Source organism: Propionivibrio sp. (assembly GCF_041441355.1).
In the GTDB taxonomy this organism is placed as follows: domain Bacteria; phylum Pseudomonadota; class Gammaproteobacteria; order Burkholderiales; family Rhodocyclaceae; genus Propionivibrio.
Genome location: NZ_JASDTF010000035.1, coordinates 1 through 11,891, shown reverse-complemented (window position 1 = coordinate 11,891; position 11,891 = coordinate 1). Strand labels below are relative to the sequence as shown.

The following is an 11,891-nucleotide window of genomic DNA, read 5'->3' as shown; positions in this document are numbered from 1 at the left end:
TCGCCGAGTAGGCCAGCTTGACCGGCGCTTCGTAGTGCGGCACGAGGCGCTTGTACGAGTTGGTGCCCGGGTTGGTGATGGCGTTCAGCGCCTTGGCGTGCTTGATGATGCCGCCAATGTAGTAGAGCGCCATTTCCGACAGGCCGGCGTAGCCGTTGCCCGCGAACAGGTTCTTGCCGTCCTTCCAGATCGACTGGTGCACGTGCATGCCCGAACCGTTGTCGCCGACGATGGGCTTGGGCATAAAGGTCGCGGTCTTGCCGTACTGGTGGGCAATGTTATGCACCACGTACTTGAGGGTCTGCGTCCAGTCGGCGCGCTTAACGAGCGTGCTGAACACGGTGCCGATCTCGCACTGGCCCGCGGTGGCGACTTCGTGGTGATGCACTTCGACCGGAATGCCGAGCGACTCGAGGGTCAGGACCATGGCCGAACGGATGTCGTGCAGGCTGTCGACCGGCGGAACGGGGAAGTAGCCGCCCTTGACGGTCGGACGGTGGCCGGTGCCGCCGCCGCCTTCGCTCTTCTCACCCGAGGTCCATGCGGCTTCGGCCGAGTAGATCTTGAGGCTGCAGCCCGACATATCGACGTTCCACTCGACCGAGTCGAAGATGAAGAATTCAGGCTCGGGACCGAAGTAGGCGGTGTCGCCGATGCCGGTCGACTTCAGGTAGGCTTCGGCGCGCTTGGCGATCGAGCGCGGGTCGCGGTCGTAACCACGGCCATCGGCAGGATCGACGACATCGCAGTGCAGGACGACGGTGGTTTCGTCGAAGAAGGGATCGATGTAGGCGGTCGCGGGATCGGGCATGAGCAGCATGTCGGAGGCCTGAATGCCTTTCCAGCCGGCGATCGACGAGCCGTCGAAAGCGTGGCCCGACTCAAACTTGTCCTCGTCGAAGGCGCTGACCGGGACGGTTACGTGCTGTTCCTTGCCACGGGTATCGGTAAAGCGGAAATCGACGAACTTGACGTCGTTTTCCTTGACCATCTTGATCACATCATTCGGGCTAGCCATCTGCATTGTCTCCTCTGCGGTGCCGGGCATCCCGGCGGTATTTTAAAAAGGCGCGAACTTATCTAGCAGAAAGCGTGCCAAACCCAGCAATCGTTTCTGCCATTGCGCCACAAGGCGAATTCTATCTTTTCCCGGGAAACGCCGGACCAAAAAAGCACCAACTTGGTGCATTTTCGAGCGACGAACGCACCAGCGCTGTGCCTTCGTCGAGTGCCCGCTTTCTCACGGACACCGACCGGACAAGTGCTTTATACTCTAATGCGAGACTCTGGTTTTATCCACAGACATGGGAACCCTGACCGACATCCTGAACCGTGCCCAAGCCCGCGCCAGCGAGGCTGACTTGCCCTACGCCGGCGCCGTCACGCCGAGCGAGGCCTACGCCTTGTTGCAAAGCGCCCCCGGAGCCACGCTGGTCGATGTCCGGACCCGGGCCGAATGGGACTGGGTGGGCCGGATTCCCGGCGCCGTGGAGATCGAATGGATCGGCTACCCCGGCGGCCAGCCGAACGCCCATTTCCTGGCGCAACTCAGGCAGTGCGTCGATCCCGAAGCACTGGTTCTCTTCCTCTGCCGCAGCGGCGTCCGTTCGCACCAAGCCGCGTCCTTGGCTTACGAGGCCGGCTATACCGCCGCCTTCAACGTTCTCGAAGGCTTCGAGGGCGACAAGGATGCGCACGGTCAACGCGGGCGCATCGGCGGCTGGCGCCACGCCGGATTGCCCTGGCAAAGCTAAAGCCCGCGCCGACCGCCCTTCCTCCAGTCCAATACCGTTGTCCGCCGCGTGGCGGGCCACCGACCATCGCAATGAAGACTTCACGCATCGAATTCGACCAGTTCAACCGGCTTCAGGACGAAGCCTGCCACGAACGCATCCGCGCCGCGCGTGCCAAGCTCGGCTCGCGTGCCGTCATCCTCGGCCACCACTACCAGCGCGCCGACGTCTATCAGTACGCGGACCTGACCGGCGACTCGCTAAAGCTCTCACGCCTCGCCTCGCAGACCGACGCCGAGTTCATCGTCTTCTGCGGCGTGCACTTCATGGCCGAAGTCGCCGACTTCATGTCCAAGCCGGAACAGATCGCCATCCTCCCCGACCTCGCGGCCGGCTGTTCGATGGCCGACATGGCCAACCTGGCCAAGGTCGAGCGCTGCTGGCGCGAACTGGCGAGCGTGATCGACGTCGACAACGAAGTGACGCCGGTCACCTACATCAACTCCGCAGCCGACCTCAAGGCCTTCTGCGGCGCCCGCGAGGGCATCGTGTGCACCTCGTCGAACGCGCGCCGGATCGCTGAATGGGCCTACGCCCGCCGGCCCAAAATCCTCTTTTTCCCGGACCAGCACCTCGGCCGCTGGACCGGTCACACCATGGGTATTGCGCTCGATGAAATGGTGGTCTGGGACCCGGACCTCGAACTCGGCGGCCTGACCCCCGACCAGATCCGCAAGGCCAAGATGCTGCTCTGGAAAGGCCATTGCTCGGTGCATCAGATGTTCCAGCCGACGCACATCGAGCGCTTCCGTGCCCAGCACCCTGACGGTTTCGTCATCGCCCACCCCGAATGCAGCTTCGAGGTTTGCCAGCAGGCCGATTTCGTCGGTTCGACCGAACACATCGTCAAGGTCGTCAAGGAGGCGGCCCCCGGTACGCGCTGGCTGGTCGGCACCGAGCTCAACCTGGTCAACCGCCTGGCCGAAGAAGTCAAACCCGAAGGCAAGATCGTCCAGTTCATGGCCTCGACGGTCTGCATGTGCTCGACCATGCAGCGCATCGACCCGCAGCATCTGGCCTGGACCCTCGAAAACCTGGCGGCTGGCGAAATCGTCAACCGCATTCACGTGCCCGAACACGAAGCCGTTCTCGCCCGTCTCGCCCTGGAGCGGATGCTAGCCGCATCCTGAGGCGAGATGTCCGGCCGCCCGCTGCACGTCGTCACCTACAACATCCACAAGGGCTTCTCGCAGTTCAAGCGCCAGATGATGGTGCATGAGCTGCGCGAACGCCTGCGCGAACTCTCACCCGATCTCGTCTTCCTGCAAGAAGTCCAGGGGCGCCACAACCGGCATGCCACGGTCATCGAAGACTGGCCCACCGAACCTCAGTACGCATTTCTCGCTGACGGCTTCTGGCCATCCGCCGCCTACGGACGCAACGCCATCTACGACCACGGCCACCACGGCAACGCCATCCTGTCGCGCTACCCGATCGCGCACGCCCACAATCAAGACGTCACCCACCTGCGTTTCGAGCGCCGCGGTCTCTTGCACTGCGTCATCGACGTTCCCGGCTTCGCGCAAGCGCTGCACTGCGTCTGCGTTCATCTCTCGTTGTTCGCCCGCTCGCGGCGCCGACAAATGGATGCCTTGTCGGTCTACCTGGAAGCGATCGCGCCGCCCGAAGCGCCGCTCATCGTCGCGGGTGATTTCAACGACTGGCGTAACGAAGCGGAAACTCGGCTCGCCGAACGCCTCGGTTTGCGCGAAGTCATCGGCGACCTGCAGTCCGGGCGACCGGGACGTAGCTTCCCGGCGCGCCGGCCGATGCTGCGCCTGGACCGCATCTACGTACGCGGTTTTTCCATCGAGCACGCTGAAATTCACCTCGGGCAGCCCTGGGCTTCGCTTTCCGATCACGCTCCGCTGTCGGCGCGCTTGCGCGCCTGAAGCCGAATCAGTCGTCGGCGCCGACGACACGGTTGCGCCCGCCCCGCTTGGCGACGTACATCGCCGCATCGGCGCGGGCCAGAAAATCCTCGCTCGACTCGCCCTTGCCGCGCCACTCGGCCACCCCGATGCTGACGCTGATCGGAATTTCGAGGTCCGCGGCCATGCAGACCTCGGCATCGACCCCGGCCCGCAGGCGCTCAGCCAGCTCGAGCGCTCCCATGCAACCGGTATCGGGCATCAACACCGCGAACTCCTCTCCGCCCAAGCGCCCCAGCAGGTCGGTCGAACGGAGCATGGCGCCGGCCCGCCGCACGAAGCAAACCAGAACGTCATCGCCGGCCGCGTGGCCGTAACGGTCGTTGATCGACTTGAAGTGATCGAGGTCGAGCACGGCCAGCGAACACGGCCGCTCGGCGCGTTGCGCCCGCCGCATCGCGGTCTCAAGTTCGGAAAGAAAATAGGCGCGGTTGGCGCAACGGGTTAACGCATCGAAGCGAGCCTGGACGCGCAGCTCTTCGTTCAGCTTCACCAGTTCGACGTTGGCCCGCCCGATTTCTGCTCGGAACTGCTGCCCGCGCCGATGATAGGCCCACCCCAACAGCATCACAGCCCAGAGCGAAGCCCCGGCCAGCAGCATCAACGCGAACGCGCCCACGCCATCGCGGCGCAGGCGCATGACTTCGGGCGCCTCACGCGCCACCCAAACCTGCAGGAAATCGGCCTGACTCGCCGAACGCGCCAACAGATGAAGCGCCTCGCTCCCTTCGACCCGAACCGCCCCCGCCGACGCCACCGCCCCGGGCAAGGGCGCAAATGGCGTTTTCGCCGCCGTATAAGGCAACGCCTCGAGCGTTGCCCGCTTATAGCGCGCCAGCAATTCGGCGCGGGTCTGCGTCGCCGCCTTTTGCCCCGGCAACACCTTGAGCAGGAGCCCCGGGTCCGCCGCAGCGACGACCACGCCCAGTTCATCGGTGACAAAGGCGCCGCGATCGGGCAACAGGGCCGAAAGTTGGCGCGCCTCGATCTTGACCACCACGACGCCCAGCATGCGCCCGCCGACCGTGACCGGCGCGGCGTAATAAACGCTCAGCACGTCGGTCGTCCGCCCCACCGCCGACTGACGCCCGATGTGACCGACCATGGCCAATTTGAAGTATTCCCGGTCGGCATAATTGATCCCGGTCGCCCGCGCATCGGGCGCAAAGCCCCCCGAGGCAATGCAATCGCCGGCGGCATTGACGACCCAGATCTGGTCGACGTGAAACTCCCGCACCATGATTTCTAGACGCTGCTCGAGCGCGCGCAAGCGCGGGTCCGCGTCCAGGCGCTGCCGATAAGCGTCGATCGATACCCCATTGGGAACAACATCCGCCCCTTCGCGCTGCAACGCAGCGACGATCTGGCTTTCCTGCGCAAGCACATTGGGAACGCTGCGCGTGCGTACCAGCAGCATGCCCAGCCGGGCATCGATGGTGCCGGCCAGGCTGAGGGTCCGGTCCCACTCGCGCAGGAGCAGATTTTCCGCCCGTTGCTGCGCAAGCCGGTCACTGACCGTCCAGGCGAGCACGGTCAAGATCGCGAGACCGACCACGAAAATCGCCCACAGGCGGGAGAAGGCCGGCGCACGCAGATCGAGCCTTGCGCCGGAAGCCGCGCCTGCGGGGTCGTTGTCGCTGGGAAGAGGGATATGCATGACGGACCTGTCGTTGTTATTTTCATCCTAGTTCAGGGCCTACGCCGCCCCAAGTTTCGTCGAAGTCGCAGGATCAGTCTGAGTCCGTCCCCGGCAGGTGAATCGCGCGCACTTTCGGCACATCGGCCATTGACCAGGCGGCCTGTGCCCAGACCCAGAACTCGGGCAAGGGCGCCTGCCGCAGGCCGGCGGGCACGTCGAACCCGAGAAAGCGCATCACTTCGGCCAGAACACGGCTTCCTTGCCGCGGATCGACAGCCGGCGCCCGCGTCTGCTTGGAGAGTTTCTCGCCGGCGGCATTGACCGCCACCGGAAGGTGAGCGTACGTCGGCGTCGGTACGCCCAGGCATTCCTGCAACCACATCTGGCGTGGCGTCGAATCGAGCAGATCGACGCCGCGCACGACCGCATTCACGCCCTGCAGGGCGTCGTCGACCACCACCGCCAGCTGATAGGCGTACTGCCCGTCCGCGCGCAGAAGGACGAAATCGCCGACCTCGCGCTCGAGGTTCTGGCGATGTGCGCCCTGCACTCGATCAACGAAGGCAAACTCGCGATCCGGCACCCGCAAGCGCCACGCCCGTGCGGCAACACCTGCCGGCAAGCCGGCGCGGCAGGTTCCGGGGTAAAGCAAGCCACCGTCGACCGACGCTTCGGAAGTACGCGCCGCGATCTCGCTACGGGTACAGGCGCAAGGATAGACCAGGCCTTCCGCCTGCAACCGGACCAATGCGCCGTGATACACATCCAACCGTTCGCTCTGGCGCACCACCGGACCGTCCCAGGTAAAACCCAGCGCCTCCAGGGTGTTCAGGATGGACGCTTCTGCCCCCGGTACCGTGCGCGGCGCATCGACGTCCTCGATGCGCAACAGCCATTCACCGCCCTGCGCCCGGGCGTCCAGATAGCTGCCGAGCGCGGCCACCAGCGAGCCGAAATGCAAAGGGCCGGTCGGCGACGGAGCGAAGCGGCCGCGATAGGGCGCCGATGGCGCAGGCAGGGGATCGGATGACATGCAGTGATTGTAGCGCGGCACGAGGGTTTACTTCATTCCTGCGGCATGGCACCGTACTCGATGCGGAGCCTTCGCAGCCCGCACTCGGCGCGGCGCCTGGCAACGCCCCTGAATCGGCCCCAGGCCAAGACGCTTGCGCAATCGATGACGTGAAAACCACGGGAGGCGCAATGAACGCAGCAGCATCTGCAACGGGACAGGACCGCTACGCCTACGTCGCCGGCACCTTCGACACCAAGGCGAAAGAACTCGACTACCTGCGCGATTGCCTGGCCGGCATGGCCGTCCGGGTACGCACCATCGACCTGTCCACCAGCGGCCATGCCTCTGCGGCGGACATCCGCCCGGACGCCGTGGCGGCGTGCCACCCACAGGGTTCCAGTGCCGTTTTCACCGGCGACCGCGGCAGCGCAGTGGCGGCGATGGCCGTGGCCTTCGAGCATTTCGTCCGCGGCCGGGATGACATCGCCGGCCTGCTCTCGGCCGGTGGCTCGGGCGGCACGGCGCTGGTGGCGCCGGCGATGCGCGCCTTGCCTGTCGGCACGCCCAAGGTCCTCGTCAGCACCGTCGCCTCGGGCGACACCCGCCCCTACGTCGGCCCCAGTGACCTGTGCATGATGTACGCCGTCACCGACGTGCAGGGCCTCAACCGCATCAGCCGCAAGGTGTTCGCCAACGCAGCGCACGCGCTCGGCGGCATGATCGCCCATCCGCCCGCCGAAACGGTCGACGCCAAGCCGGCGCTCGGCCTCACCATGTTCGGCGTTACCACGCCCTGCGTCCAGGCCGTCTGCGCCGCGCTCGAAAACGACTACGATTGCCTCGTCTTCCACGCCACCGGCACCGGCGGCCAGTCGATGGAAAAGCTCGCCGACTCGCACCTCCTCGCCGGCGTGCTCGACCTCACCACCACCGAGGTGGCCGACGAGCTGATGGGCGGCGTGTTCAGCGCCGGACCGGACCGTTTCGACGCCATCGCGCGCAGCCGCGTCCCCTACCTCGGCTCCTGCGGCGCGCTCGACATGGTCAACTTCGGCGCCCCCGCCACCGTCCCGTCGCACTACCGCCAGCGCACGCTCTACGAGCACAACCCGCAGGTCACCTTGATGCGCACCAACGCCGAGGAAAACGCGGCCATGGGCCGCTTCATCGCCGCCAAGCTCAACCGCATGGACGGCCCGGTGTGCTTCCTCCTGCCAGAAGGCGGCGTATCGATGCTCGACGCGCCGGGCAAACCGTTCTGGGACCCGGCGGCCGACGCCGCGCTCTTTGCCGCCATTGAGCGCGACTTCGTCGCCGCGCCCAACCGCCAGCTGCTGCGCACCCCGCTGCACATCAACGACCCGGCCTTCGCCGCCCTCGCAGTCGCGCGGTTCAAGTCGCTGCTCGCCTAAACCGCATTCGCCCAACTTCGATCCGAAAGGAGCTTTCCATGGCCCGCATTCCCCGCGACACCTTGCTCGAAAAATTCCGCGCCATGATCGCGCGCGGCGAACCCATCGTCGGCGGCGGCGCCGGCACCGGCCTCTCCGCCAAGTGCGAAGAAGCCGGCGGCATCGACCTCATCGTCATCTACAACTCAGGGCGCTACCGCATGGCCGGACGCGGCTCCCTCGCCGGCCTGCTCGCCTACGGCAACGCCAACGAAATCGTCGTCGACATGGCGCGCGAAGTCCTGCCGATGGTCAAGCGGACGCCGGTCCTCGCTGGCGTGAACGGCACCGATCCCTTCATGCTGCGCACCCACTTCCTGCGCCAATTGATCGACATGGGCTTTTCTGGCGTGCAGAACTTCCCCACCGTCGGACTGATCGACGGCACCTTCCGCGCCAATCTGGAAGAAACCGGCATGGGTTACGGTCTCGAGGTCGACATGATCGCCGAAGCCGCCAGCCTCGGCCTGCTGACCACGCCTTACGTTTTCGACGAAACGAGCGCCGCCGACATGGCGCGCGCCGGCGCCGACATCATCGTCCCACACATGGGCCTGACCACGGGCGGCGCAATCGGCGCCGAAACCGCCCTTACCCTGGCCGACTGCGTGCCGCGCATCAACACCTGGGCGGCGGCGGCCAAACGCGTCAAGCCCGACGTCATCGTGCTTTGCCACGGCGGCCCGATCGCCAACCCGGAAGACGCTGAATACATCCTCCGCCACTGCCCGGAATGCCACGGCTTCTACGGCGCCTCCAGCATGGAGCGCCTGCCGGTCGAAGGCGCGCTGACCGAGCAGACGCGCAAGTTCAAGGCCATCCGCCGCTAAGGTGCGGCCAACACGCAAAACAAAGGAGGCGCCCAGTGGCGCCTCCCGATGGGCCCGGCGGGCGCCTGGAAGGCGCGCCAGTGCTGGTCTTGCGGCTTAGACGTTAAACAGAAAGTTTACCGTCAAAACCATTGCCAATGCTGAATTCTTTGGAATTTGATTTCATATATACCCGGTTTCATACCCGGTTTCGGCGTCGCTGGGCAATAGGTGCTAATACCCAGCAGCGCGCAGGCCGGACGAGAGTTTGTCGATTGCCCGCAACATTAACAGAGCCTCCACATCAGATGCAAAACGCCGCTTTGCATCCTGATAGCCGAAGTCCTCAAAAAACCTAATCAACATGCGGCCTTCAGCCGGTGTGAAGTCAACCGTATCGTAGTCCTCTTCCGTAGGCCGTTCATGCCCGTGCTTTACGGCATCCAGGCGCTCCAATTCGCGCTGGTGCTTTGAGGAGCCTCGTTCGTGTTCCATTCGTTGTGCTCCTTTCGAGCGTTCGACGCCATAGAAAAGTAACCCAAGGGGGGCCGGCGACGCGTCCCCCCAGGCTCACGGCTGGATTATTGCCGTGATGAGAAATTTGACGTGCAGAGTGGTGCCGACCCAAGCCACTCCCCATTGCCTCGATTAGGAAAACAATATTTCCTCAAATGAGTATAGGTGCACCTCGAAAATCAGGAACGCTTCGAGGTGCGCCTTCTTCCAGCCTGCTGCTGTCAGGTCACGGGTCAGCTTTGTGCGGAATGCTGGGGTGCAGATGAACGCAATCTTTCCCCAGCGAACTCTCTCACCTAGCAGCACAGGGCCAGTAGCACGAAAGGCATCCTGGGCCGCCAAACCCAGCCACTTCAACAGTGCGGCGTAATCCTTCACGTTCTTGCGGGACTTCTCGACTTCAACCCACCACACCGTGTTGCCGGACCGGAGCAGAACATCCGGTTTTTTGGCCTTGATGCCTTCCTCGCCGCCCAGCCAGAGCCCCTGCGCTATTTCCCGTTCGGTAGACACGCGGTAGCCAGCAACGATTGCGCCAATCGCTATCTCATTTGAGATGCACCGATGCCGAAAATGTGCGGCGCTGAAGCTGCGCATCAAGTCTTTGCCGCTTACTGCCACCACACCAATTTGCTGAAGGGTACGGGCGCCGGCTTCGGCCAGGGCATAGATGATGCTGCCGTCGGGTGCCTGGCTACTCAACACCAGCCGCTTATCGCGCAGCCGCCGCAAGGTCCGTTGCGCCATGCGCAGCCCGCTCGCCGTTGGCGTCGGCGGCTTCAAGCTCGGCTCCCCAGTTGGGTTCCGCGTCCAATCCTGCCAGACCAGTGCCGCCAGGTCGCGGGTGCGCAACCAGCCGCAACGGTGCAACGCCCGCAGCACCCGGATTTCATTCTCCCTGGCCGTTATCCGCCCGTCTTTATGGTTCGCCATGGGTTATCTCCTCTCGATGTAGATAACCCGTATAGCTCCCAGCCCCCATTCGCCTCCCAATACGGCGGGAGGTGAACAGGTGGTACGAACAGCTGCCATGCAGCTGGGGGCCAACATCGCCTTTCCCCGGTCTGGACGCCCGGCCGGCAATTCGGATGTCTGGACGCCGCCCGTGTCCCTAATGGCGAGGGCGCCCCGTGCCTTCCGCTCTGCGCTTCGCGCGCCACTCCACGCGCGGGAAACCCTCTTGCCCCAGTCGCTGGACGCGCCGCGGGCTTCGGCTTCGCACTCGGTCTTGCTTTGCGCGACTCAACAGGGTTTCCCGCGCCTGCCGGCTTGGGCGCCGGGGCGTTGCCCCCCGGCAGGCTGCCGACGAGTGGGCGCGTCTCTGGCGGCTGGGGCCGCCAGCGCCAGCCGGCTCCCCCCAAGCCCTCCATCGACCCTGCTGGGGCAGGGTGCGATTGCGGGGGCGGCGGGCAGCGATGCCCTAGCCCCACATTCAGCCTCCGGCTGACGTGGCTCCCCTACGTCGCTCGGTTGTTACCCAGCGACTGCGCGCCCATGGCTTGCTCTGTCATGGCACGGACTGTTGCCAGACCGTGCGCAGTGTCGCGGCTCCTGGCCGCGACCACCGGCCTCGGCGCACGGGGAGCGCTTTCCGCCGCCCGAGTCCATCACCCAATCACGGCGACCCTGACCCATGCCGTCCAGACCGCAAGGGCCGTTGGCACCTTGTGCGCCCCTTCACCCGGTCCCTTCGGGCTGCGGCTTCGGTTGCGTCCTTGCGTTCTGGCCTGGTGGCCTGTGTCCGGTGTTCGCCAGGGCGATGGACTCAGGAAGTACGGCGGAAAGCAAATGCCCCCTCAACGCCAAGACCGGAAAGGCAAAGAGGGGGCTCTGAATCTAGGAACCCGGTCAGATTGGAAAGGAGCAAAAGATGAGTAAGCAGCACGGCAGCCATGAGAGCGGCTTTGGCGAACCAATTCACCGTTACAGCAGGGCGCAGGCTATCGCGGATGGGCTCTTGGTGGATGTCACCGAACTGGCGCGGGAGGCAGGCTTTCGCGTTCCAGTGGCGCTGACCGCCGCCGTCTGGGCCGATTGCGTTGCCTGGGGAGAAGAAAACAACCGCCGCCAAACCTACCAGGACGAACAGGGCCGGCTCTGGGATGTGCTGTGGATGGCACATCTGGCCGCTAGGCGTAGCACGGGCGACCTGCTGACCTTTCAAATGCACCGCGTCCCGCGTGGCAACCACGGGAGCAGACCTCGCCTGACCGCGCTGAAGCTGTGCATCGGACCAGGTGACTCTGGCGAGCCGGTCATCACCGTCCTGAAGCCCAACGAAGACTAATTCCCCCGCCGGCCAGGGAACCGTGGCCGGCTTCATTCTGCAAGGAGAAAACCATGAGCGACTTCGATAACTTCAACCCTGCAACCGGCCTGCCGATGACCCCCGGCAACCCTTATGGCACCGACGTGGCAGGCAACCCTTACGGCGTAGACAACAACGTCTATCACAACCCCTGGGTGTCCTAATCCAGGCGGAACAGCGCCGTCAGCCCCTTTCCCTTCGGAGGGGGCAAGGGGGGCGGGTACGGCGACGAACTTGTTTCCGTGAGCGGCGCCGGCAATCGCCCTGCCGCCTTAACCTTTATGGCGCTTCTTTCCAGCCATATCAGCAACGCAACAGTTTCCCGTTCAAACCCGCCCCACCTGCCCCCTGCGCTGCTCCACAACGAGGCCAAACAGATCGTGTCCCGGGACGTGGTGTAAGAAGCGTCAGCAGAAGCGGTCAGCGGGT

At 64.8% G+C, this 11,891-nt stretch carries 12 protein-coding genes; 7 read left to right on the top strand and 5 right to left on the bottom strand.

Annotated elements, in window-relative coordinates; genetic code table 11:
- A partial coding sequence (gene glnA / locus QMB55_RS12045; protein ID WP_497588957.1) for a type I glutamate--ammonia ligase occupies positions 1–1,018 on the bottom strand: 1,018 nt, incomplete at its 3' end.
- Positions 1,019–1,304: 286 nt separating this feature from the next.
- Here glnA and QMB55_RS12040 point away from each other — a divergent pair.
- From QMB55_RS12040 to QMB55_RS12030, 3 genes are all read left to right on the top strand, one after another.
- Complete coding sequence (locus tag QMB55_RS12040; protein WP_497588956.1) at positions 1,305–1,754, top strand: rhodanese-like domain-containing protein; 450 nt, start codon at positions 1,305–1,307, stop codon at positions 1,752–1,754.
- A gap of 71 nt (positions 1,755–1,825) precedes the next feature.
- Entirely contained in the window at positions 1,826–2,923 is a 1,098-nt protein-coding gene (nadA, locus tag QMB55_RS12035) for a quinolinate synthase NadA (protein WP_497588955.1), read from the top strand.
- A 6-nt stretch (positions 2,924–2,929) separates the two neighbouring features.
- Complete coding sequence (locus QMB55_RS12030; protein WP_497588954.1) at positions 2,930–3,685, top strand: endonuclease/exonuclease/phosphatase family protein; 756 nt, start codon at positions 2,930–2,932, stop codon at positions 3,683–3,685.
- A 7-nt stretch (positions 3,686–3,692) separates the two neighbouring features.
- Here the strand turns inward: QMB55_RS12030 and QMB55_RS12025 are convergent, their stop codons facing one another.
- Together QMB55_RS12025 and gluQRS are read right to left on the bottom strand one after the other, a co-directional pair.
- Positions 3,693–5,381 carry a sensor domain-containing diguanylate cyclase gene (locus tag QMB55_RS12025; RefSeq protein ID WP_497588953.1) on the bottom strand — a complete coding sequence of 563 codons (1,689 nt, stop codon included), beginning with the start codon at positions 5,379–5,381 and terminating at the stop codon, positions 3,693–3,695.
- A gap of 73 nt (positions 5,382–5,454) precedes the next feature.
- Positions 5,455–6,396: a tRNA glutamyl-Q(34) synthetase GluQRS gene (gluQRS, locus tag QMB55_RS12020; RefSeq protein ID WP_497588952.1), complete on the bottom strand. Its 942-nt coding sequence runs from the start codon at positions 6,394–6,396 to the stop codon at positions 5,455–5,457.
- 170 nt (positions 6,397–6,566) lie between these two features.
- Here gluQRS and QMB55_RS12015 point away from each other — a divergent pair, with 170 nt between their 5' ends.
- Positions 6,567–7,790, top strand: coding sequence for a Tm-1-like ATP-binding domain-containing protein (locus tag QMB55_RS12015; RefSeq protein WP_497588951.1), 1,224 nt, complete (start codon positions 6,567–6,569; stop codon positions 7,788–7,790).
- Positions 7,791–7,828: 38 nt separating this feature from the next.
- Complete coding sequence (locus tag QMB55_RS12010; RefSeq protein ID WP_497588950.1) at positions 7,829–8,659, top strand: phosphoenolpyruvate hydrolase family protein; 831 nt, start codon at positions 7,829–7,831, stop codon at positions 8,657–8,659.
- Positions 8,660–8,872: 213 nt separating this feature from the next.
- On the opposite strand, the gene QMB55_RS12005 is transcribed toward QMB55_RS12010, so the two are convergent.
- Positions 8,873–9,133: a DUF7706 family protein gene (locus tag QMB55_RS12005; protein ID WP_497588949.1), complete on the bottom strand. Its 261-nt coding sequence runs from the start codon at positions 9,131–9,133 to the stop codon at positions 8,873–8,875.
- 153 nt (positions 9,134–9,286) lie between these two features.
- Positions 9,287–10,087: a hypothetical protein gene (locus QMB55_RS12000; RefSeq protein ID WP_497588948.1), complete on the bottom strand. Its 801-nt coding sequence runs from the start codon at positions 10,085–10,087 to the stop codon at positions 9,287–9,289.
- 937 nt (positions 10,088–11,024) lie between these two features.
- On the opposite strand from QMB55_RS12000, the gene QMB55_RS11995 reads away from it, so the two are divergent.
- Both QMB55_RS11995 and QMB55_RS11990 read left to right on the top strand, forming a co-directional pair.
- The gene (locus tag QMB55_RS11995) at positions 11,025–11,441 is read left to right on the top strand and encodes a DUF6573 family protein (RefSeq protein ID WP_497588947.1); all 417 of its coding nucleotides are present in this window, start codon (positions 11,025–11,027) and stop codon (positions 11,439–11,441) included.
- A gap of 53 nt (positions 11,442–11,494) precedes the next feature.
- Complete coding sequence (locus QMB55_RS11990; protein WP_497588946.1) at positions 11,495–11,626, top strand: hypothetical protein; 132 nt, start codon at positions 11,495–11,497, stop codon at positions 11,624–11,626.
- Positions 11,627–11,891: the final 265 nt, after the last annotated feature.

Bases quoted from the DNA above. Each gene is read 5' to 3' on its own strand.
- QMB55_RS12040 (WP_497588956.1), top strand. From the start codon at position 1,305: ATGGGAACCCTGACCGACATCCTGAACCGTGCCCAAGCCCGCGCCAGC.
- nadA (WP_497588955.1), top strand. From the start codon at position 1,826: ATGAAGACTTCACGCATCGAATTCGACCAGTTCAACCGGCTTCAGGAC.
- QMB55_RS12030 (WP_497588954.1), top strand. From the start codon at position 2,930: ATGTCCGGCCGCCCGCTGCACGTCGTCACCTACAACATCCACAAGGGC.
- QMB55_RS12025 (WP_497588953.1), bottom strand. From the start codon at position 5,381: ATGCATATCCCTCTTCCCAGCGACAACGACCCCGCAGGCGCGGCTTCC.
- gluQRS (WP_497588952.1), bottom strand. From the start codon at position 6,396: ATGTCATCCGATCCCCTGCCTGCGCCATCGGCGCCCTATCGCGGCCGC.
- QMB55_RS12015 (WP_497588951.1), top strand. From the start codon at position 6,567: ATGAACGCAGCAGCATCTGCAACGGGACAGGACCGCTACGCCTACGTC.
- QMB55_RS12010 (WP_497588950.1), top strand. From the start codon at position 7,829: ATGGCCCGCATTCCCCGCGACACCTTGCTCGAAAAATTCCGCGCCATG.
- QMB55_RS12005 (WP_497588949.1), bottom strand. From the start codon at position 9,133: ATGGAACACGAACGAGGCTCCTCAAAGCACCAGCGCGAATTGGAGCGC.
- QMB55_RS12000 (WP_497588948.1), bottom strand. From the start codon at position 10,087: ATGGCGAACCATAAAGACGGGCGGATAACGGCCAGGGAGAATGAAATC.
- QMB55_RS11995 (WP_497588947.1), top strand. From the start codon at position 11,025: ATGAGTAAGCAGCACGGCAGCCATGAGAGCGGCTTTGGCGAACCAATT.
- QMB55_RS11990 (WP_497588946.1), top strand. From the start codon at position 11,495: ATGAGCGACTTCGATAACTTCAACCCTGCAACCGGCCTGCCGATGACC.